This window comes from Pseudomonas sp. (assembly GCF_030147005.1).
Lineage (GTDB): Bacteria > Pseudomonadota > Gammaproteobacteria > Pseudomonadales > Pseudomonadaceae > Aquipseudomonas.
Genome location: NZ_JASLAW010000153.1, coordinates 1 through 19,734, shown reverse-complemented (window position 1 = coordinate 19,734; position 19,734 = coordinate 1). Strand labels below are relative to the sequence as shown.

General features: G+C 58.6%; 19 protein-coding genes, 1 tRNA gene and 3 pseudogenes. 13 read left to right on the top strand and 10 right to left on the bottom strand.

Going from position 1 to position 19,734, the window contains the following annotated elements; translation table 11 throughout:
• Nucleotides 1-215: 215 nt before the first annotated feature.
• The 8 genes and pseudogenes from Q1V60_RS14005 to Q1V60_RS13970 all read left to right on the top strand — a co-directional run.
• Nucleotides 216-1,655: a PLP-dependent aminotransferase family protein gene (locus Q1V60_RS14005; protein ID WP_104504394.1), complete on the top strand. Its 1,440-nt coding sequence runs from the start codon at nucleotides 216-218 to the stop codon at nucleotides 1,653-1,655.
• 94 nt (nucleotides 1,656-1,749) lie between these two features.
• Entirely contained in the window at nucleotides 1,750-2,241 is a 492-nt protein-coding gene (locus Q1V60_RS14000; protein ID WP_300631295.1) for a translation initiation factor 2, read from the top strand.
• Nucleotides 2,242-2,401: 160 nt separating this feature from the next.
• Nucleotides 2,402-2,656 (top strand): YkgJ family cysteine cluster protein, encoded by a 255-nt coding sequence (locus Q1V60_RS13995; protein WP_300631293.1) that lies wholly within the window; start codon nucleotides 2,402-2,404, stop codon nucleotides 2,654-2,656.
• A 41-nt stretch (nucleotides 2,657-2,697) separates the two neighbouring features.
• A complete protein-coding gene (locus Q1V60_RS13990) occupies nucleotides 2,698-3,303 on the top strand; it encodes an START domain-containing protein (RefSeq protein ID WP_300631291.1) in 606 nt (201 codons plus the stop codon).
• Nucleotides 3,304-3,406: 103 nt separating this feature from the next.
• A complete protein-coding gene (locus tag Q1V60_RS13985) occupies nucleotides 3,407-3,643 on the top strand; it encodes a hypothetical protein (protein WP_300631299.1) in 237 nt (78 codons plus the stop codon).
• Between the two features lie 215 nt (nucleotides 3,644-3,858).
• Complete coding sequence (locus Q1V60_RS13980; RefSeq protein ID WP_300631289.1) at nucleotides 3,859-4,200, top strand: ribonuclease E inhibitor RraB; 342 nt, start codon at nucleotides 3,859-3,861, stop codon at nucleotides 4,198-4,200.
• 333 nt (nucleotides 4,201-4,533) lie between these two features.
• A pseudogene (locus Q1V60_RS13975) lies at nucleotides 4,534-4,962 on the top strand (circularly permuted type 2 ATP-grasp protein); the annotation flags it as partial.
• 10 nt (nucleotides 4,963-4,972) lie between these two features.
• Nucleotides 4,973-5,122 (top strand): annotated as a pseudogene (locus Q1V60_RS13970) (transglutaminase family protein); the annotation flags it as partial.
• Nucleotides 5,123-5,255: 133 nt separating this feature from the next.
• On the opposite strand, the gene Q1V60_RS13965 reads toward Q1V60_RS13970, so the two are convergent.
• Entirely contained in the window at nucleotides 5,256-6,062 is an 807-nt protein-coding gene (locus Q1V60_RS13965; RefSeq protein ID WP_300631287.1) for a cytochrome c, read from the bottom strand.
• 646 nt (nucleotides 6,063-6,708) lie between these two features.
• Between Q1V60_RS13965 and Q1V60_RS13960 the strand changes: the two genes are divergently transcribed.
• The 3 genes from Q1V60_RS13960 to Q1V60_RS13950 all read left to right on the top strand — a co-directional run bounded on the left by Q1V60_RS13960 (nucleotide 6,709) and on the right by Q1V60_RS13950 (nucleotide 10,918).
• Nucleotides 6,709-7,914: an acetyl-CoA C-acetyltransferase gene (locus Q1V60_RS13960; RefSeq protein ID WP_300631285.1), complete on the top strand. Its 1,206-nt coding sequence runs from the start codon at nucleotides 6,709-6,711 to the stop codon at nucleotides 7,912-7,914.
• A gap of 16 nt (nucleotides 7,915-7,930) precedes the next feature.
• Nucleotides 7,931-10,078 (top strand): 3-hydroxyacyl-CoA dehydrogenase NAD-binding domain-containing protein, encoded by a 2,148-nt coding sequence (locus Q1V60_RS13955; RefSeq protein ID WP_300631283.1) that lies wholly within the window; start codon nucleotides 7,931-7,933, stop codon nucleotides 10,076-10,078.
• 108 nt (nucleotides 10,079-10,186) lie between these two features.
• The gene (locus Q1V60_RS13950) at nucleotides 10,187-10,918 is read left to right on the top strand and encodes an amidotransferase (RefSeq protein WP_300631280.1); all 732 of its coding nucleotides are present in this window, start codon (nucleotides 10,187-10,189) and stop codon (nucleotides 10,916-10,918) included.
• Here the strand turns inward: Q1V60_RS13950 and Q1V60_RS13945 are convergent.
• The 3 genes from Q1V60_RS13945 to Q1V60_RS13935 form a co-directional block, all read right to left on the bottom strand.
• Complete coding sequence (locus Q1V60_RS13945) at nucleotides 10,896-11,867, bottom strand: magnesium and cobalt transport protein CorA (RefSeq protein ID WP_300631278.1); 972 nt, start codon at nucleotides 11,865-11,867, stop codon at nucleotides 10,896-10,898. The genes Q1V60_RS13950 and Q1V60_RS13945 overlap by 23 nt on opposite strands.
• 69 nt (nucleotides 11,868-11,936) lie before the next feature.
• Nucleotides 11,937-12,674 (bottom strand): 1-acylglycerol-3-phosphate O-acyltransferase, encoded by a 738-nt coding sequence (locus tag Q1V60_RS13940; protein ID WP_300631276.1) that lies wholly within the window; start codon nucleotides 12,672-12,674, stop codon nucleotides 11,937-11,939.
• 213 nt (nucleotides 12,675-12,887) lie between these two features.
• Nucleotides 12,888-13,580, bottom strand: coding sequence for a crotonase/enoyl-CoA hydratase family protein (locus Q1V60_RS13935; RefSeq protein WP_300631274.1), 693 nt, complete (start codon nucleotides 13,578-13,580; stop codon nucleotides 12,888-12,890).
• Between the two features lie 320 nt (nucleotides 13,581-13,900).
• Between Q1V60_RS13935 and Q1V60_RS13930 the strand changes: the two genes are divergently transcribed.
• Nucleotides 13,901-13,990 (top strand) — tRNA-Ser (locus Q1V60_RS13930).
• A 198-nt stretch (nucleotides 13,991-14,188) separates the two neighbouring features.
• Here the strand turns inward: Q1V60_RS13930 and Q1V60_RS13925 are convergent.
• The 6 genes and pseudogenes from Q1V60_RS13925 to Q1V60_RS13900 all read right to left on the bottom strand — a co-directional run bounded on the left by Q1V60_RS13925 (nucleotide 14,189) and on the right by Q1V60_RS13900 (nucleotide 18,803).
• Complete coding sequence (locus tag Q1V60_RS13925) at nucleotides 14,189-14,770, bottom strand: DedA family protein (protein ID WP_300631272.1); 582 nt, start codon at nucleotides 14,768-14,770, stop codon at nucleotides 14,189-14,191.
• 350 nt (nucleotides 14,771-15,120) lie between these two features.
• Nucleotides 15,121-16,425 (bottom strand): PAS domain-containing protein, encoded by a 1,305-nt coding sequence (locus tag Q1V60_RS13920; protein ID WP_300631270.1) that lies wholly within the window; start codon nucleotides 16,423-16,425, stop codon nucleotides 15,121-15,123.
• Between the two features lie 298 nt (nucleotides 16,426-16,723).
• A pseudogene (locus Q1V60_RS13915) lies at nucleotides 16,724-16,932 on the bottom strand (short-chain dehydrogenase).
• 422 nt (nucleotides 16,933-17,354) lie between these two features.
• Nucleotides 17,355-17,690 carry a hypothetical protein gene (locus Q1V60_RS13910; protein WP_300631268.1) on the bottom strand — a complete coding sequence of 112 codons (336 nt, stop codon included), beginning with the start codon at nucleotides 17,688-17,690 and terminating at the stop codon, nucleotides 17,355-17,357.
• A 114-nt stretch (nucleotides 17,691-17,804) separates the two neighbouring features.
• Nucleotides 17,805-18,383, bottom strand: a complete 579-nt coding sequence (locus Q1V60_RS13905; RefSeq protein WP_300631266.1) for a DUF4337 domain-containing protein — start codon at nucleotides 18,381-18,383, stop codon at nucleotides 17,805-17,807.
• 54 nt (nucleotides 18,384-18,437) lie between these two features.
• Nucleotides 18,438-18,803, bottom strand: coding sequence for a DUF2784 domain-containing protein (locus tag Q1V60_RS13900; protein WP_300631264.1), 366 nt, complete (start codon nucleotides 18,801-18,803; stop codon nucleotides 18,438-18,440).
• 109 nt (nucleotides 18,804-18,912) lie between these two features.
• On the opposite strand from Q1V60_RS13900, the gene Q1V60_RS13895 reads away from it, so the two are divergent.
• Complete coding sequence (locus Q1V60_RS13895) at nucleotides 18,913-19,617, top strand: HAD-IA family hydrolase (protein ID WP_300631262.1); 705 nt, start codon at nucleotides 18,913-18,915, stop codon at nucleotides 19,615-19,617.
• Nucleotides 19,618-19,734: the final 117 nt, after the last annotated feature.

The window sequence follows — 19,734 nt, the reverse complement described above, 5'->3', positions numbered from 1 at the left end:
CCGACGGTTGCCTGCTCTAGCGCTTAACTGACTGGCATTAGGGCTTGCCCCCTCCGATATTTTTTATAGCTACACCTCTCGTCCGCTCCATCGATGTTTTTTGCTGTCACTCCCGCCCGCGCTCGACTATTGTGGCAACTGTCCCCGTACACTTCTAAACTGTGCCGGTACGTTTCACATAAAAATAAAATGCCCGTGAAATCGAGTGCTGCGTCATGACCAATCTGTTGCTCTACCAACGTATCGCCCAGCAACTGGCTGAGGACATCCGGCGTGGTGTTTATCAGCCGGGGGAGCGCGTGCCTTCGGTGCGCAAGATGAGCTCCCAGCTCAATGTGAGCCATGCCACGGTGCTGCAAGCCTACGCCAACCTGGAAGACCAGGGGCTGATCCGGGCGCGGCCGCAATCGGGCTATTACGTTCACCAGACACCGGCACTCACGGCGCCAACGCCGGATATCGCGCGGGTTGAGCGCCCAGGGTTGGTCACCCGCAGCAGCATCATCCAGCAAGTGTTGGTCGAATCGCGCCGTGAAGGCGTATTTCCCTTGGGCGCGGCGGTGCCGAGTGTGGATTACTTGCCGGTCCGGGCGCTGCACCAGCAGTTGGCTAAAGTGACGCGCTTCCAGAGCCCGCGGGCATTCAGCTACATGTTCAGCCCAGGGTTTGAACCGCTGCGCCGTCAGGTAGCGATCCGCATGCGCGATGCCGGCGTGGTGGTGGACCCTTCCGAAGTGGTGATCACCCACGGTTGCGTGGACGCGTTGCAGATGTCGTTGCGCGTGCTGACGCGCCCCGGCGACCTGATCGCGGCTGAGTCACCGACCTATTACGGTTTGCTGCAGCTGGCTGACCTGCTGGGCCTCAAGGTCATCGAGATCCCCAGTGACCCGGCCACCGGCATGAGCCTGGAAGCCCTGCAATTGGCCGCCAACCAGTGGTCGATCAAGGCGCTGGTGCTGACCACGCGCCTGAGCAACCCCTTGGGCGGCACCATGCCCGAAGAGCGGCAAAAACAGTTGCTGCGGCTGGCCTCGGATTTCGATATCCAAATCGTCGAGGATGACATCTACGGCGAGCTGATGTTCGAACTGGGCCGCACCAAGGCCCTGAAGGCCTATGACCGTCTTGACCGGGTCATCTATTGCTCAAGCTTCTCCAAAACCTTATCCCCCGGCGTGCGCATCGGTTGGATGATTGCCGGCAAATACCAGCAGGAAATCCAGCGTCTGCAGATGTTCAGCACCCATTCTGCTTGCAGCGTCACCCAGATGGGCGTTGCGGCTTACCTGGAAAATGGCGGTTACGACCGTCACCTGCGTTACATTCGCCAGGAATACCGCAAGAACCTCAGCGCTTTCCAACTGGCGGTGCAGCAATATTTCCCTGAAGGTACACAGATGACCCGTCCGACCGGCGGCTTTATTTTGTGGGTCAGTTTGCCGGGGCGGGTCAATACCCAGGAATTGCACGTGCGTGCCCTGCAACAGGGCATCAGCATCGCACCGGGGCTGATTTTCAGTAATACCGAACAGTTCAACCACTGTATCCGTCTCAATTGCGGCACTCCGTGGAACCGCGAGGCAGAGCGTGCGCTGATGACCCTGGGTATGCTTGCCAGCCAGTTATGCCAGGAGACGGCCACCGGCTTTTAAGGGCGGCAAAGGGGGACAACATTGATCTCTGTGCTTGTCATGCCACGCACAACAAGCGAGCATATGGCCTTCTGCCGTTAACGCTGTAGGCGATATGACCTCTATTTTCCGTGCTGTCTGGATGGTTGGCTTGTTAAGTCTATGCAACGTTGGCACTGCGCTGGCGGCCACGCCTGTGACAGACGCCAAGCCTGCTGCAAGCACCGAACAGAAGACCGCTACGCAAAAAACAGTGCCGGTAAAGAAAGCGCCGCAGGCCAAGAAAAAAACCACCAAGTTAAAAAAGCGCGCACCGATTGCGAGCAAGTCCAAATCCGCTCGCGAAGTCGCCCAGACCAAACTGCCACCGGCACAGTTGGACCTGTCACTGCCCTCGGACATGGTCAGGCTGTTGCAACCCATCGGCACCATGCCAAAACCCAAGAGCGTGCCGTTATTGCCGCCCATGTTTGGTGACAAACCATCCGACAACAGCGCGTTCCAGATCAACGGCCGTTTGCTCAGCAATGAGATGAGGCTGCAATTGCGGAACGAAGAACGGCGTGATGTGGAAGGGGCCGCGCTGGATTTCGAATTCAAGCAATAAACCTCTGATCGTTAGTGACCCACGCCCCCGACCATCTGTCGCAGACTGGTCGGTCACTTGTGTTTTGTGCGAGAAACCCCTGTTGGACCATTTTAAAACGGCTGTTTAAGGGCGTACTCTAGCCCGGCCATCCCATTGAGTCGTCGAGGACCTGCTGGTCATGAAATGCCGTGAAGGCTGTGGCGCTTGCTGCATCGCCCCCTCCATCAGTTCGCCGCTGCCTGGCATGCCCCATGGCAAACCGGCGGGCGAACGCTGCCTGCACTTGTCGGTCGAACACCTGTGCCAGTTGTTCGGCCAGCCCGAGCGGCCGGCGGTGTGCAGTGACTTCAAGGCCGATATCGACGTTTGCGGCAACGACCAGGCTGATGCGATCCGCTTGATCGGCTGGTGGGAGCAGATGACGGCGGCTTGATGGGCTTTACTATCGGAACTTCAACAATAAGGAATACATCGATGGGTTCGCTGAAACGAATGGCTGTGGTCTGCGGTTTTACGATGATGTTTGCCGGTGCTGCCCAGGCTGAGGATTGGCAAGAGGCCAAGAACGAGGACGGCATCAAGGTGTCCTTGAGTGAAGTGGCCGGCTCCAAGTACAAGGCGTATCGCGGTGTAACCGTGATCAAGGCGCCAGTGGCGAAGATCGTTGCGCTGCAGGAGGATGTAGCGGGCGCCTGCAAGTGGATTCATGAGTGCAAATCCCAGAAGCTTGTCGACAAGAAAGGCGATGAGGCCTGGACCTACACCCAGTTCAAGGCACCGTTCCCGGTAACCGACCGCGACTCGTATATCCATGTCACCACCACCAAAGCCGCTGACGGTACCGTTACCCGCACCTTGCAGGGAGTGCCGACCTACAAGCCTGAAGAAAAAGGCTATGTCCGGGTCGCCCAGGTTGAAGGTTTCTGGAAACTGATACCCAAAGGCGCCAACGAGACCGAAGTGACCTACCAGGTGCACACCGAGCCAGGCGGCAGCGTGCCGTCGTGGTTGGCCAACAAGTTCGTCGTGGACGCACCGTTCAACACTTTGAAAGCGTTGAAAGAGCACGCAGAGAAGTAAACGCGGCTGATCCTGTGCCTCCTGCCTTGAGTGGAACGTTTGGTGAACCGCCAAGGTCCAGATAGATGTGAGCCCATACGCGGGCTTTATCGAGGAGGCATTGATGCAACAGTGGCAGATTACTTTCGTTGATGATCACGGCGTGCAGTCCGTGGAGCAGTTCAGCTGCGAACATAAGCCCAGCCTCGAAGACGCTGCGCACCTGATTCGAAGCAAGCTGGTGCCCGTCGCTGCTGAACTGGACCTCAATGACCTCGAGGGCCGCAAGCCCGAGCCCACGGTCAAAATCCTTAAAGACCAGAACAGTATTCAAATCCTCGACATCTCGTCTGCCGTCTGAACATTTGCTCTAAGCCATTCAAGCACCTCTGGTAGAGGTGTTAGCTTCGCGCTAATCTGCAATCGAGATCAGCGAATGAATCGCTAAGGTCTGGTCTTGTCAGCTACATGCTTGTTTTCCCTGCGGTGCTGTTATTTGCCGTGGTGCCCGCGCCAGTAGCGCGCGGGCTTAAGGAAGCACGGAAAGTCTATCCATCGGTCTGAGGAGGACGTTTCATGAGCACAGCCTATCAAGAAGACATCAGCACCAACGTTCTGCGCCGCATGAAAGAAGGCGGCTTTGACTTCTCACGTTTTCACCCCATTGAGTTCTACGCCATTTTCCCCGATGAAGAACGGGCGCGCAGAGCTGCGGGTCGATTTCGTGGAGAATCACTGAATGCCCAGGTCAGCGCCCGCGACGATGGTGCCTGGTACCTGGAACTGAGCAAAATCATGTCCGCAACCTACGACGGTATAGGAGACTTCGAGCACGACTTTGAGGCCGTGGTAGAGCCGCTCGGCGGGATTATCGAAGGCTGGGGCGTGAAGCAGGAGGTGCGTGGGTTACCCATGTAGTGTGTATGAGCCACACAGCGTATCGGCTGACCCTTGGGTCGGCCGATTTTGTTTGGGCTACCCAACCGTTTTAAGAACGCGAATTGCACTTTTCTGCACCCCAAAAAAAAGCCACCCGAAGAGGGTGGCTGAAAGGGAAGATCTAGGGTTCGATCAGTAATCGAGCCGGCACGTTACTGGATGTGCAAAGGGTTTCGCTGTAGGACAAATCCTGTTCAGCTGATGGATGCGATTATCTACAGGTGCAGGCAAGCAGTGAAATCGACTCTGCCTATGCTGTTGATAGTCATAAGCCGCATTGCCATGAAGCGTGCGGCAGGCTCCAGTCATTTCGCGCACCGGGACGGTGCGGTGAACGTCGTACTGGCCAACGCCATCGGCAACGGCGTGGCGGAGGACAAATCGGTCTACCCATTCGTTACCGAGATGATCCGTTTTACCTGGATGAAGAACCGATCCTGCAGAACGTTCCGACGTTTCAATGCCGTAAGCCCGACGAATTATCCCACCTGCTGGCCAACCTGCCTGAGTGGGTGGTCAAGGAACCCCAAGGCTCCGGCGGCTACGGCATGCTGGTGGGCCCGGCGTCCACGGCGGCGGAAATCGAAGCCTTCCGCGCACGCATCAAGGCCAAGCCCCCACGCCTATATCGCCCAACCCACCCTGTGTTTGTCCACCTGCCCGACATTCGTCGAGAACGGCATCGCCCCGCGCCATATCGACCTGCGCCCGTTCGTGCTGTCCGGCAAGGAGACCCGCGTGGACCAGGTGGGCCCGGCCGGAGCGGCACTTGAAACTCGCCGTGGGCCTGGACTACCTGAATGCCTGCCCGGTACGCGGCATGCGCCGTGGGGGCGGGCATGAGCAGATGCATGCCAAGGTGTTCGTGGCGCCCACCCCAGTGGTGTGCGTGCAGCAATAATCGCTGGAAGCGGTGTGCAGAGGCCTATGCTGCAATCGCGAACAATCCCGATACATTTGCCATTGGCCCACCGCTATCGCAGGCCAGCCAGCTACTGCATTTCGCTCAGAGTGCCCGCGCGATTTGGCGGGCCTTAGGGCTGTTGCTTGTGGCCCGCCATATGCTTCAAATACCCCACCAGCAAATCCAGCTCGGCGTCCGGCAACACGCTGGCCGCGAACGCCGGCATCTTCGCCTGCGGCCAACGTCGCAGGCTCTGCGGGTCACGAATATAACGCTTGAGGAAGTCACCGCTGAAATACTCGGTGGGGTTGTAGGGGATATTCAAGTCCGGCCCCATTTGCGCATCGCCCGCGCCATTGAGGCGGTGGCAGGCCAGGCAATTTTTCTGGAACAGGGCAAAGCCTTGGTTGACCGGATCACTTGCCGACAGTTGCGGGTCGGGCAGCAGCGCCGGAAAACGGTCGGCGACTGTCTGCAGCTGCTTGATACCGGAGATCTGGAATGGCCACTGCTCCGGGCTGATATGCCCGGCTTGCGGGTCGCTCCACACCAGATAGAACGGCCCGGCGCTCGGTTTGCCATCCCCCAGCGGTGGCCATGGATGGGCCGGGTCTTCCACCGCCAGCCAGGCGCGAGCGCCGTTTTTTTCCAACAGCGGCGCAGCGGCGAGTTCGGCGGCAAAGCCGTCAAGGGCGACCGCTTGCAGATGGTTGGCAGGTTTCAGGCCAGGTAGGAGAACCGCCAACGGTATCGCGCGATAGGTCATGTTGCGCTTGTAGGAAACGTCATCGACGATTTGCACCGTCTGCGCGTCCGGGTGCTTGAGCAGCTCTGCGGTCTGCCAGGTCTTGCTGGCGTGGTTCAGTTCAACGGTCAGCTGCGCGGCCGAAGCGGGCAGGGTAAGCAGAAGGGCGAAAAAGGCGATGATCGATTTCAAGGGCAGGCCGGTTCGAGATGGCGGGGGATTGCACGATAGCGCAAATCCGCACGCAAAAAGACAACCCCTGCAACAGGACCGCTATACGCAATGTCCCGGCAGGGGCTGCCAAAAGCTGCAGTCCCGATGCTGTGTGTGCATGCAAGAGGTCGCTCGCGTCGTCACCCGATAACCTTGGTTAAATTGGGCAAGATCAGAATCAGTGTGGTGGCGAACAGAATAAGTCCCGCCTGACGTACTTTCGAATGTTTGAACATGGCTGACTGCCTTTTGTTGTTATTCCTGAGCGTCAAATGCGTGCCGGTTAATCCAGTATCGCGACCTGGCGTTACACTTTTCTTACAGCTGCTCCAGCAAAACCCGGCAGCAGCTTCTTACAGATTCAACCTTAGAGCCCTCGTTCTTCGCGGCATAGATCCATTTCATATCAACTCATCGCGTTTTCTGCTTAAAACGGTATGAGGCTGAGTGCCATATTGGCGCCAACCCCAAGGCTAGACAGCTAAAACGATTAACCGGGGGTTTCTCATAGCTACCTACCGTTCGTCCGAGCGAGGGGGTCAAAAGCAATGAGCGCATCCGTCATTGAAACCGTGTCAATCGGGCCTAAGGTAACGGCATACACCCACTGTGGTTCGAGGACATCATGACCCAAGCTTTGATCTTTGATGCGATACGCACGCCCCGAGGCAAAGGCAAACCCGACGGCGCCCTGTACAGCGTCAAGCCGGTGAACCTGGTCGCCGGCCTGCTCACCGCGCTGGCGCAACGCAGCGACCTCGACACCCGCCACGTGGATGACATCGTCCTCGGGTGCGTCACTCCGGTGGGGGACCAGGGCGCCGATATCGCCAAGACCGCCGCGCTGGTAGCGGACTGGGACGTCAGCGTAGCCGGCGTGCAGGTCAACCGCTTCTGTGCCTCGGGCCTGGAGGCCGTGAACCTCGGCGCGATGAAAGTGCGCGCAGGCTTTGAAGACCTGGTGGTGGTCGGCGGGGTTGAATCGATGTCCCGCGTGCCGATGGGCAGCGACGGTGGTGCCTGGGTACTCGACCCGCAAACCAACCTGCACAGCCACTTCACGCCCCAGGGCATTGGTGCCGACCTGATCGCTACCCTGGAAGGCTTCACCCGCCAGGACGTGGACACCTTTGCCCTACAGTCCCAACAGAAAGCCGCCAGAGCCCGAGCAGATGGTTCCTTCAATAAGTCGCTGATTGCGGTGCAGGACCAGAACGGCATTGTGCTGCTGGACCATGACGAATTTATCCGTGGCGATTCCACCCTCGAAGGCCTCGGCAAGCTCAAGCCGAGCTTCGAAATGGTCGGCCAGATGGGCTTCGACGCCACTGCGTTGCAGGTCTACAGCCATGTGGAACGCATCCGGCATGTGCACACGCCGGGCAACAGCTCCGGCATTGTCGACGGCGCCGCGTTGATGCTGATCGGCTCCGAGGCCAAGGGCCGTGAACTCGGCCTGCAGCCGCGAGCGCGCATTGTCGCCACGGCCGTGACCGGCACCGACCCAACCATCATGCTCACCGGCCCTGCACCCGCGACCCGCAAGGCATTGGCCAAGGCCGGCCTGCGCGTGGAGGACATCGATCTGTTCGAGGTCAACGAAGCGTTCGCTTCGGTCGTGCTCAAATTCATCAAGGACATGGGAATCGACGCCGCCCGCGTCAACGTCAATGGCGGTTCAATCGCCATGGGCCACCCGTTGGGCGCCACCGGTTGCGCGATCCTCGGCACCTTGCTCGACGAGTTGGAGGTGCGTCGGCAGCGCTATGGCCTGGCCACCCTGTGTGTGGGCGGTGGCATGGGCATCGCCACCATCATTGAACGCCTCTGAGCCTAAGGAAACTGTCATGACCGATGCCATTCGTTACGAAAAGGGCCAGGACCAGATCGTGGTGCTGACCTTCGACATGCCGGGCCAGAGCGCCAACACCATGAACGCCGACTACCGTGAGGCCATGGCGGCCACGGTGGCGCGCCTGGAGGCCGAAAAGGACACCCTGGCCGGGGTGATCATCACCTCGGCAAAGAAGACGTTTTTTGCCGGTGGCGACCTCAATGAGCTGATCCAGGTCGACAAAGCCCACGCCAAGGAATTCTACGCTGGGGTGGGGCTGTTGAAGGCCCAGTTGCGCAGTTTGGAAACCCTCGGCAAACCGGTGGTGGCCGCGATCACTGGCGCGGCCCTCGGCGGTGGTTGGGAGATTTGCCTGGCCTGTCATCACCGGGTCGCGCTGGACGACAGGTCCGTGCAACTGGGCTTGCCGGAAGTCACCTTGGGCCTATTGCCGGGCGGCGGCGGAGTGGTGCGCATGGTGCGCCTGCTGGGCCTGGAAAAAGCCCTGCCGTATCTGTTGGAAGGCAAGAAAGTGGGGCCGGCGCAGGCATTGCAGGCAGGCTTGATCGATGACGTGGCGGCTGATCGCAATGAGCTGCTGGCCAAATCGCGCGCCTGGATCCTCGCCCATCCCGAGGCCCGGCAGCCTTGGGACACCAAGGGCTATCAGATTCCCGGCGGCACGCCGTCCAACCCGAAGGTCGCGCAGATGCTCGCCATTGCGCCGTCGATTCTGCGCAGCAAGACCCATGGCTGTTTCCCGGCGCCGGAGAAAATCCTGTGCGCTGCCGTGGAAGGCGCCCAAGTGGATGTCGACACCGCGCACCTGATCGAAACCCGCTATTTCACCGAGCTGGTAACCGGGCAGGTGGCGAAAAACATGATCGGCACGTTCTGGTTCCAGCTCAATGAAGTCAACGCCGGCAGCTCGCGACCGCAAGGCTTTGCGCCCTTTATGACGCGCAAGGTCGGCGTACTCGGTGCCGGCATGATGGGGGTGGGCATCGCCTATGTCAGTGCCTGTGCGGGTATCGACGTGGTACTCAAGGACATCAGCCTGGCCGCTGCGCAAAAGGGCAAGGCCCATTCGGCGACGTTGCTGGACAAGAAAGTCAGCCGTGGGCAATTGACCGCCGAGCAGCGGGAAACCACCTTGGCGCGGATCCACCCGACACAGGATGACGCCGACCTGGCCGGCTGTGATTTAGTGATCGAAGCGGTGTTCGAAAACCGCGAACTCAAGGCCAGGGTCTCGGCGGCCGCGCAATGCGTGGTCGGCGCAGACGCGGTGATCGCCTCCAACACCTCGACGTTGCCCATCAGCGGCTTGGCAAGTGCAGTGCCCGACCCTGGCAAATTCATCGGCCTGCATTTCTTCAGCCCGGTGGACAAGATGGCCCTGGTGGAAATCATCAAGGGCGCCCACACCAGCGCCGAAACCCTGGCCCGCGGTTTCGATTTCGTACTGCAAATCAAGAAAATCCCGATCGTGGTCAACGACAGCCGCGGCTTCTTCACCTCGCGAGTGTTCGGCACGTTCACCAACGAAGGCATCGCCATGCTCGGTGAAGGCGTGGCCGCGCCGATGATCGAGACCGAAGCGCGCAAGGCCGGTATGCCGGTAGGGCCACTGGCGGTGTCGGATGAAGTGTCCCTGAGCCTCATGAGCCATATCCGGCAGCAGACCCGCAAGGATCTGCAGGCCGAGGGCAAGGCAATACCGGACCATCCGGCGACGGCGGTGATCGATTTGCTGGTCAATGAATACAAACGCACGGGCAAGGCGGCGGGAGGTGGTTTTTATGACTATCCGGCGGGCGCCCAGAAGCACCTGTGGCCGGAACTCAAGGCGCGGTTCGAAGAGCCGGGTCAACAGATTTCGCCCCAGGACCTGCGCGACCGCTTGCTGTTTATCCAGGCCATCGAAACCGTGCGTTGCGTAGAGGAGGGGGTGTTGACGTCCACAGCCGACGCCAATGTCGGCTCGATCTTCGGCATTGGCTTTGCCGCCTGGAGTGGCGGCGCGTTGCAGTTTATCAACCAGTACGGCCTGAACGACTTCATCGCCCGGGCGCGCTATCTGGCCGAGCAGTATGGCGAGCGCTTCTCGCCGCCGGCGTTATTGCTGGAGAAAGCGGCGCAAGGCGCAACCTTTCGCTGACAGGCTGTACAGGAGCAAGCCCGCCGCCACAGGGGGCTTGCTTTGCATGTACCTTTCAAGGCACGCTCTGGGTGTTCAATATTCCCATCGCCGTGTCAGGTATTTTTTATGTCGCTACGCGTCTGCATCCTGGAAACCGATATCCTGCGTCCAGGCTTGATCGATCAGTACCAAGGTTACGGGCAGATGTTCAAGCGCCTGTTTGCCAAGCAGCCGATTGCCGCCGAGTTCGTTGTATACAACGTGGTGCAGGGTGAATATCCGCCGGATGACGAAGCCTTTGACGCCTACCTGATCACAGGTAGCAAAGCTGATTCGTTCGGCACCGACCCATGGATCCAGACCCTCAAAACCTACGTGCTCCAGCGCTATGAGCGCGGCGACAAGTTATTGGGTATCTGCTTCGGTCACCAGTTGCTGGCGTTGCTGCTCGGCGGCAAGACCGAACGCGCCAGCCAGGGCTGGGGCATGGGCATTCACGACTACACGCTGGATGCCGATGCGCCCTGGATGAGCCCGCAAGTGCCGCAACTGACCCTGTTGATCAGCCACCAGGACCAAGTCACGACCTTGCCGGAAAACGCCACAGTCATCGCCTCGAGTGAGTTTTGCCCCATCGCGGCGTACCACATCGGTGATCAGGTATTGTGCTTCCAGGGCCACCCCGAGTTTGTTCACGACTATTCCCGCGAGCTGCTTGAGATTCTTCAGACAACCCTGGGCGAAAAGGTCTACACCAACGGCGTGGCCAGCCTTGAGCGGGACCACCACGGCGCAACCGTGGCGGAGTGGATGATGCGCTTTGTGGCGCACAAGCCTAAAGCCACCCCGAACGCTTGAAGCTCGCCCACAGACTGGAGCATCCCACCGCAATAAACCCGAGCACCGCGAAATAGCCGTAGTGCCATTGCAGCTCGGGCATGTTCTGGAAATTCATCCCATAAATCCCCGCCACCGCGGTGGGGAACGCGAGGATCGCCGCCCATGCGGCGAACTTGCGCTGCACCACGCTCTGGCGCGAGGCCTCCAGCAACACGCCAATCTCGATGGTCTGGCTGGCGATGTCGCGCAGGGTCGTAAGGTCTTCCATCTGCCGCGTGACGTGGATCTGCACGTCACGGAAATACGGGCGCATGTTCTTGTCGATAAACGGGAAGCTCAGCTTCTGCAATTCCTGGCTGATCTCCACCATTGGCGCCACATGGCGCTTGAGCCGCAGCACGTCGCGGCGCAGGCCGTGAAGGTTCTGAATATCGCGCTCGCTCAGCGAACTGCACAACACGTTGCGCTCCAGTTCATCGATCTCGGCGTGGATCGCCTCGCTGACCGGCTGGTAGTTTTCGGTGACGAAATCCAGCAGGGCATAGAGTACGAAATCTTCCCCATGCTCCAACAACAACGGACGCGCCTCACAGCGTTGGCGCACAAAGCCGTAGGACGCTGAATGCCCGTTGCGGGCAGTGATGATGTAGCCGTTGCCGGCGAAGATATGGGTTTCGATAAACTCCAGCTTGCCGTTCTCGCGCACTGGTGAATAGGTGACGATAAACAGCGCGTCGCCGAAGGTTTCCAGCTTCGGTCGACTGTGTTTCTCCATGGCGTCTTCGATCGCCAGTTCGTGCAGGTTGAACTGGCGTTGCAGGTTGTTTAGCTCCTGGGCGCTGGGTTCTTCCAGGCCGATCCACACAAAGTGGCCGGGTTTGGCGGCCCAGGCCGCGCCTTCATCGAGGGTGATATCAGTGACTTTCTTTCCGGCGCTGTAAACGGCAGCCGCAACGACTCTACCCATGGTGCTGATCACTTCTTATCAAGAGGACAGATGTTGGGCAGCTTAGCGTGAATGACGTTCCGTTGTAGCTTACAACGCTGCAGGCGTCGTGGCTTCCAGCTCGCAATCCATCTGCGCAATGCATTCATCCATCTGCGCCTGACAGGCTTGCATCAACGCCGGAACGTCATTGGCCGTCATCCCCGTGGTAGGAATCGGCGCCAACGAGCGTATGAGCACATTCCCACTGTTCCAGCGATTAAGGCGCATATGCGTGACGTAGTTACTGACACACACCTGCACGATCGGCACACCGGCCGTAATCGCCATATGGAACGCCCCCTTTTTGAACGGCAATAAGCCTTTGCCCAGGTTGCGCGTGCCTTCCGGAAATACCCAGATAGACGTGTCTTCATGCTGCAAGGTGCGGGTTGTGGTGAGCATGGCACGGCGCGCCTTGTGGGCATTGCCGCGGTCGATCAACACATTGCCGGCCAGCCAGAACAACTGGCCGAACAACGGCACCCATTTCAGGCTTTTCTTGGCGATGCATACCGTGCGGCGAGGCACCACGGTGCCGAGCACAAACAGATCGTAGTTGGACTGATGGTTGGCGATCACCACACAGGTGCCGGGCTTGTTACGCAGGGAGTCGACATCGGCTTTCACATTCAAACGCAGGATCCACATCGCCGGCAGCCCATAGAGGCGTGCGCACAAACGGCTGTTGTCCGGATTGAAAGGTCGGCATACACCTATGAGCACGCCCAGTATCCCGGCGACGATAAAGTGCAGGCTCATCAACAACATACGTAACAGAAAAAGCATCGACACGGCCCAACCGGACAAAAGGTGGCGCAGTGTACGGATGTGCACTGTATTCGGCAATTGCCCCTACAGACGTAGGAGATAAGCGATGTTTAAGCGCATGTTTCAACACGTGCCGATAAAGCCTGTCTAGAGCGGCTAAGGCTTTTTCGGCTTGGTCTGTAAGAAAAAGCCCGACTCAAGGTCGGGCTTCGGTAGGGCAGGTGTAGGGCGTTAAATCAGGCCGTGGCCTTGATCCTGGATAATTGCATCGTCCAGAGCCTCCAGCAGGGCCTTTCGCACTTTCAATTTGGTGTGCTTGTGGGCATTCATATTGATCTTCTTCAACTGCCGAGCCGCTTCCAATGCCGCCGCGTGCAATTCCTCCGGGGCCACCACCTTGTCGAGGAAGCCCGCTTGCAAAGCACCTTGCGGGTCAAACATCTCGGCATTGATCACCGACCGATGAAACGCCGACTTACGCAGACGATCGCGCGCCAACTCGATACCGGCGTGGTGCATGGTCATGCCGATCGCCACTTCATTCAGGCCAATGCTGAATGGCCCCTCCACCCCAATCCGGTAATCCGCGGACAACAGCAGGAACGCCCCCTTGGCCACCGCATGCCCAGGGCACGCCACAATCACCGGAAACGGATGCGACAACAGACGACGCGCCAGCGTCGAGCCCGACGTCACCAGGCCGATGGCCTCTTTAGGGCCGGCCGTCATCACCTTCAAATCATAACCACCAGACAGAATCCCCGGCGTGCCCGTGATGACCACCACCGCCCGATCCTTCTCGGCCTGATCCAGCGCCTCATTGAACGCACTGACCACTGCTGGAGAAATAGCATTTACCTTACCGTTGCTCAGGGTCAGGGTCGCAATACCGTCTTCGAGGTGGTAGGCAATCAACTCACTCATGACGCGGTTCCTTATAGGGCTTGTTATAGAAGAATGCAGCAGACGTTACCCACCACGCCCGCGCGGGTAAAGCGCCATGACTGACTGCCCGGTCAGGCTTTTGCTTCACCGCCGGCAGCAGAGCGCCTGATGCAAGGCACAACAGCCAGCGTAGACCATCCCAATCCATGCCCGAGATTGGCACAATCACCACCGCACACAGACCCTGTTCCGGCATACCCGTCTAAGCGCATGAAAATTCTGAAAAAAACCTTTGCCATCAGAAAGGCTTTCGACTACATTAGCGCGCCTCGACAGACTGAACTGGTTTGACGAGATACGGTGAAGTGTCCGAGTGGCTTAAGGAGCACGCCTGGAAAGTGTGTATACAAGAAATTGTATCGAGAGTTCGAATCTCTCCTTCACCGCCACATTGTTACGAAAAAGCCCCGTTTTACGGGGCTTTTTTGTGCCTGCTGGTTTTGTTCCGCCATCTGCCCCCATTGGGACTCTGGAGCGCTAGCCTCGGCGTCAGGTGACTCTCGCTGTAGCGCTTTATCCGGCATACAGGCGCTATGCGTCGCCACATCAAGGACGAGCCGCTACATCAGCCACAGGCAGCTTCTGTCTCAGCGGCGCGACGCCTTGGATCGGCTTCGCCAATACCGCGTCACTGCCGCCAGGGACGCGAGTGCGACCACCGCGAGGAAGATCGGCAGGCGATAGGGCTTCAAGTCGCCAAAGAAATGCTGCAATGCTTCGCCGGCCCAATAACCGGCGCCGACGAACAGGGCGGCCCAGATTGCCGCACTTGGCACATTGATCAGGGCAAACCTCCAAGGCGATAGCCCACTGGCACCGATCACGATGGGCCCCACCAGGCGCATGCCATAGAGAAAGCGCACGGTGAATACCGAGGTCGTCGGATAGCGATGGATAAAGTTCTCTACCCGTTCGATGGCTGACTGGTGACGCTTAAGTTTGGGCAGCAGGCGCTGCCCGGAATAACGTCCGGTCCAAAATAGCAGTTGATCACCGAGCATCCCCCCGGCAGTGGCCCACCCGATCAGATGCAGCACTTGCAGAGTGCCCTGGTGCGCAGCCATTCCGCTTAGGATAAGAACGGTTTCGCCTTCGAGTAGACAGCCTATGAAGACTACCCAGTAGCCGTAACCAGCGATCAACGCATTGAGATCAAGATGTTCGAGCACGGGTTGGTCCTTGTCACTTCGCACGGAGAAGCCGTGCCGGGATTCTTTCCGCTTCGTTTGAGGTATCCGCCAGCAAAAGGTTTCGACAATATGGCTGGCGCTTCTGGCCGCCGTTCTATTCAGATCCAATGCCTATGGCGATGCCGGATTTTGTTCCATAGCGAGCTGCGCCCAAACAAATGAGTCAGCATTAAAGAAGGGTTAGTGAAGCCGACAGATGGGGTCACACGGATGGACGATGAGTGCTTAAGTTCACTGCCGCTGGATACCTGCTGCAGATTAGACAGCAGGCACCAGGCAGGGCGCCTATGGGCAAATGTCGCGCCTGAGGCGCTTTACCCGAACGGCAATTAGCGAGCAATCATCCCGGCAGCTTGTTCGGTTGCTTCAGTCGTACGAGTTGCGAGCTTGCGAACTTCGTCTGCAACGACCGCAAAGCCGCGACCCGCTTCGCCCGCGCGCGCGGCTTCAATCGCCGCGTTCAGTGCCAGGAGGTTGGTTTGGCTCGCAATGCTCTGAATAGTCCCGACGATCTGTGACAATTGAGCGATGTTGCCCTCAAGCGTGCGCTGATGATTAACCTCCGCCTCTCGTAACGCCACCTGCTGGTGTTGCAGGTGGACATCCACAAGGGCGCCTACTACCCGAAGCGGCGAGCCGGAGACGTCGCGCCGAGTCTGACCTCGAGCCCTGAACCACCGGTACTCACCGCTCTTCATCTTCAAGCGATACTCGATATCAAAGGGCGTTTTACCTGACCGGTCATTCAGGTGAGCACCAAAAGCGTTCAGGCTATTTTCCTTATCATCCGGGTGTAGTCTTGATGCCCAGCTATCCAAAACGTCCGGGAATTCCTCCACCGTTTCAAATCCGAGCAGTCGCCGGAACTGGGGAGACCACCAGAAAGGGTTCTTTGGATTTACCGGGTCTCCGGCGATAACTTCCATGTCCCACAACCCATCCGAGAGCATCTCCCGGGCCAGTTCAAATCGGGTGATGATTACGTCGTGCTCCTGGTCTCGCTCAAGCTGATCATGGATATCACGCAAAGAACCCGCTACGCGCAGAGGCATCCCATGATCGTCTCGTAGAGTTTCTCCCTGGGCATGGAACCAACGGTATGAACCGTCCTTCATCGCGAGCCGATTGTTCACCTTATAGGGTGTTTGCCCGGACTTATCGTTTAGATGGCGGGCAAAAGCGTCAAGAGTGGCTTGCTTGTCCTGTGGGTGCAGGCGCTCACTCCAGCTGGCTAACACATTTGGGAAATCGCGCTCATCTCTGAACCCCAGAAGGTTTCGCAGTTGCTGAGACCACCAAAAGCGATTTTTGGGATTCACCGGGTCGCCGGCGACGACCTCCATATCCCAAAGCCCTTCGCTGGAGGCTCGGTTCACAAGATCAAACCTGACCTCATGAGCATGAGCGGACAACGCAGCTTCGCCAAGCAGCTCGCGGGCTGCTTCCAATTCCTGCTCAAGCTCATGTATACGGGACTTGGAGTCGCGATCAAGTGAGTCGAAAGCCTTCCAGGCATCAAGGACAGCAGCGCGTTCAGCGCACCCATCCACTTGTGGCGGTACTCTGCGAGTGATTGCAGCTACCAGTTGCTGAATAGCGCGTCGATCACGGCGCATTTTGAAGAAATTAAGCATGAAGATTGGACTCGTAGATGTTGCGGGCCCTATCCATGGCACCTTGCCATCTATATCGTCATGAAAGGAAAAAACTGTACGCAATTTTCAGTTTGTACATGATCTCTTTGCCAGAGAAAGCCGGAGAGTTGTCATTCAGGCTTGCGACGTTAATTATCTGCACCTTGAACTGAACGTAACCAAGCCCCTGATTTTGCGAAAAATCAGGGGCTTGGTTATTTCTGAGGTCTGAAAAATCTGGCGATTCAAGTCAGGCGCACGGGGTGTCCCGCCGCTCTATAACGTCCAGCAAATCGCATCAGTCGCGCAACGGTATTGAGCAGAGCAACGCGAAATCGCTGAGTACGACGGCATCACTACTGATCTCACGAGGTTTTCAAGGACCCGAGTAACGGCGCGAAGTCGATAGGTCGTAGCGTCGAGAAGTATTTCCAGCGGCGCGGTGGTGTCGACAAAAAGGGCGGGGGTGGCGCTGTCGTTGCTGGTGAGGGCTATGTATTGGTTCATGCCTTAAGTCCGTTCACTTTGAGGGGTGTGACCCACCTACTGTCGCCAAACAAAAGGTGGCAACTGTACGCAGGTTGGCAAACCGGGATTAAGAACGGACAAAGACCGGCAGACCCGAAGGTCTCCCACGTACAGCTACCATTGAGCAGCTTGTTGCGTGCAGGGGCATCCCACAAATCAGCCGGGAGCCTTCTGCCGTCTTAATAGTAGAGTCGCCAAAACGGGTCGCTATGAGAGCGACGCAGAGACTATAGGTGTGGCGATTTTAAAACGGCAGCCTGCCGCTTCTGAGTGGCGTTTAGGAAATTGCCCAAAGCCGTCAGCTGCGAGTGCGTAAGCGAAAGTGAGGTGCATGGACCATCCCCTGAAGTCAGGCCCAAGAAACGTTGCTTGCCAGGCTCAGCGGCCTGGCAACTTGATACTTATTGCGCGGTTTTCAGCTTGATCACATCACCGGAAATCTTGGTGGTGTAGCCGTTCAGTACCCAGGCCCAGAACCACTTTTCCTGCACTTGGGTGTTGATCAGCGCATCGCCGCCTTTGGCCTTGATGGCGGCATCCTGGGCGCGTACGAAGCGGCTGTTCTGGCCGATTGGGATGATGCCCAGCAGCATGATGCCGGTGGCGCTGGCTTCGCTGTGGCCGAGGACGGTGTATTGGCTGGCGTCGTATTGCGGGGTTTTCATGGCGGTGCCGGTGCAACCTGCCAGGGTCAAACCAAGAACGGCTGCTGCAACTGCTTTGCTGACGTATTTCACGCGTAACTCCATGGATTCAGTCTCGAGATTCAATTCTCGAGGGGGCGACACTTTAAGCGCTCAGCTGGCAGATTGAAATCAACCTGCCAAGGTTTCATGTCTGCGCGCGTTCGGTCACATATGCAACCACGCCAGGCTACCCATCAGCACGGCCGCACCGGCGGCCGTGTAAGACATACGCTTGAGCCATTCTTTACGGGTGAGCAAGGTGATCGCCGCCAATGAAATCGCAATCTGAATCGCCGTCATCGCCTGGGCCCAGCGGTGGTGCTGGTGCAGCGTTTCTTCGGATTTGCGGTCCCATTCCAGTGAGGTGGCCTCCAACTGCTCGGCTTGCCTGCGCACGTCTTCCTTCTGGTTTTTGTAGCGCTCGACTTCACCCCTGTAGTGCGCAGCGTCCACGCCGGGAATATGGGTGGCCAGTTCCGCCAGGTTCTGGCGGCTGGACTTGGCCTGGTAGTAATTCCATTGGTTGGCGGCTTCGGTCTTGAGAATGGCGGCGTTGTTCTTGTCCATCGCAGCGGTGCTTTCGCTGGAGCCGGCCTGGTAGCTGAGCATGGCGCCGACGGTGGCCATGATGGCGGTCATCACGGCGATGCGGCTGGCGAAGGTGTCGCCACGGCCGTGGGCCTGTTCGGTGGTGTGTTCGAGGTGTTTTTCGTGGGGGCTGGGGACTTCGAAGGCTTCGGACATGGCGGCGTCTGCGAACGGATTGAGGTGGGCTGATTCTTCACCAGCGCAGCTGTCTCAAGCCTGTACGTAACGCCGGATAACCCGCCCATACACCGCGAGGTTGACCAGCACCACCACGGCGCCCAGTCCCCATTGAATATTCGCGGTCAGCCCGGCGGGGTAGATCAGCGTGAGGATATAGTGCTCGATAAACCCGCCGCCATAACCTTCCTGCCCGGCCAAGTGGCGAAACAGGTTTTCCCAACGGGTGAGCGGGCAGGGCAGGTGCAGCACCTCCACCGCGATCCCCCAGGCAACGGCGGGCAAATGCAGCCACATCACCCTGGGCCATTTCAGGCTGAGCAGGCCGCCGAACAGCACGAACAGGATAAAGGTCAGGTGAAACAGCACGAGGCCGTCGGCGGCTAGTCGGTAGAGCATTGCGGGCACTTCGAAAGGAGGAGCCGACAGTCTAAAGGGTTGCTCGTCGGCAAGCGTGGCCGTTATTGTGCTGAAACCTTTTAGTCTTTGCCCCCAAGGTTGTGTCGTGATGAATGCACCGCGTAATGTTGCTCCGATCCGTGTCCGTTCGATCAAGGCCGTGATTTTCGATATGGACGGGTTGTTGCTGGATACCGAAGGCATCTATACCGAAGTCACGCAAATCATTGCCGAACGCTACGGCCGCACCTATGACTGGAGCGTCAAGCAGCACATCATCGGGCGCGGCGCACAGGACTTGGCCAACTACATCGTCAAGGCGCTGGACCTGCCGATCACTCCGGCCGAGTTTCTAAAGATTCGCGAACCGCTGATGAGCGAGCGTTTCCCCAAGGCCCTGGGCATGCCCGGCGCCGAAGCACTGGTGCGGCATTTAAAGGCGCATAACATCCCAATTGCCGTGGGCACCAGTTCATCGCGCAACTCGTTCGGCCACAAGACCACCTTGCACCGCGAGTGGTTTGGCCTGTTCGACACCATCGTCACCGCCGACGACCCGGAAGTCGGCGCCGCCAAGCCTGCGCCGGATATCTTCCTCACCGCCGCGCGTCGCCTGGGCGTGGCGCCCGAGGATTGCCTGGTGTTCGAAGACTCGCCGTTCGGCGTGACGGCGGCGAAAGCGGCGCACATGACCGCCATCGCCGTGCCCGACGAAGCCATGGCCGACAGCAAGTATCAGCACGCCGACCAGATCATTCGCAAACTCGCGGATTTCGACCTGGCGGCTTACGGGTTGCCACTCTATGCCGAGTAACCGCAATAAAAAATGTGGGGGCGGGCTTGCTCGCGAAGGCAGTGGCTCAGTCAACACACCAGTCGACTGACACGCCGCTTTCGCGAGCAAGCCCCAATGCCAGTCAGTTAAGCGCTA

Excerpts from the sequence above, each read along its gene's own strand:
- Q1V60_RS14005 (WP_104504394.1), top strand. The coding sequence starts at position 216 with ATGACCAATCTGTTGCTCTACCAACGTATCGCCCAGCAACTGGCTGAG.
- Q1V60_RS14000 (WP_300631295.1), top strand. The coding sequence starts at position 1,750 with ATGACCTCTATTTTCCGTGCTGTCTGGATGGTTGGCTTGTTAAGTCTA.
- Q1V60_RS13995 (WP_300631293.1), top strand. The coding sequence starts at position 2,402 with ATGAAATGCCGTGAAGGCTGTGGCGCTTGCTGCATCGCCCCCTCCATC.
- Q1V60_RS13990 (WP_300631291.1), top strand. The coding sequence starts at position 2,698 with ATGGGTTCGCTGAAACGAATGGCTGTGGTCTGCGGTTTTACGATGATG.
- Q1V60_RS13985 (WP_300631299.1), top strand. The coding sequence starts at position 3,407 with ATGCAACAGTGGCAGATTACTTTCGTTGATGATCACGGCGTGCAGTCC.
- Q1V60_RS13980 (WP_300631289.1), top strand. The coding sequence starts at position 3,859 with ATGAGCACAGCCTATCAAGAAGACATCAGCACCAACGTTCTGCGCCGC.
- Q1V60_RS13960 (WP_300631285.1), top strand. The coding sequence starts at position 6,709 with ATGACCCAAGCTTTGATCTTTGATGCGATACGCACGCCCCGAGGCAAA.
- Q1V60_RS13955 (WP_300631283.1), top strand. The coding sequence starts at position 7,931 with ATGACCGATGCCATTCGTTACGAAAAGGGCCAGGACCAGATCGTGGTG.
- Q1V60_RS13950 (WP_300631280.1), top strand. The coding sequence starts at position 10,187 with ATGTCGCTACGCGTCTGCATCCTGGAAACCGATATCCTGCGTCCAGGC.
- Q1V60_RS13945 (WP_300631278.1), bottom strand. The coding sequence starts at position 11,867 with ATGGGTAGAGTCGTTGCGGCTGCCGTTTACAGCGCCGGAAAGAAAGTC.
- Q1V60_RS13940 (WP_300631276.1), bottom strand. The coding sequence starts at position 12,674 with ATGCTTTTTCTGTTACGTATGTTGTTGATGAGCCTGCACTTTATCGTC.
- Q1V60_RS13935 (WP_300631274.1), bottom strand. The coding sequence starts at position 13,580 with ATGAGTGAGTTGATTGCCTACCACCTCGAAGACGGTATTGCGACCCTG.
- Q1V60_RS13920 (WP_300631270.1), bottom strand. The coding sequence starts at position 16,425 with ATGCTTAATTTCTTCAAAATGCGCCGTGATCGACGCGCTATTCAGCAA.
- Q1V60_RS13905 (WP_300631266.1), bottom strand. The coding sequence starts at position 18,383 with ATGTCCGAAGCCTTCGAAGTCCCCAGCCCCCACGAAAAACACCTCGAA.
- Q1V60_RS13900 (WP_300631264.1), bottom strand. The coding sequence starts at position 18,803 with ATGCTCTACCGACTAGCCGCCGACGGCCTCGTGCTGTTTCACCTGACC.
- Q1V60_RS13895 (WP_300631262.1), top strand. The coding sequence starts at position 18,913 with ATGAATGCACCGCGTAATGTTGCTCCGATCCGTGTCCGTTCGATCAAG.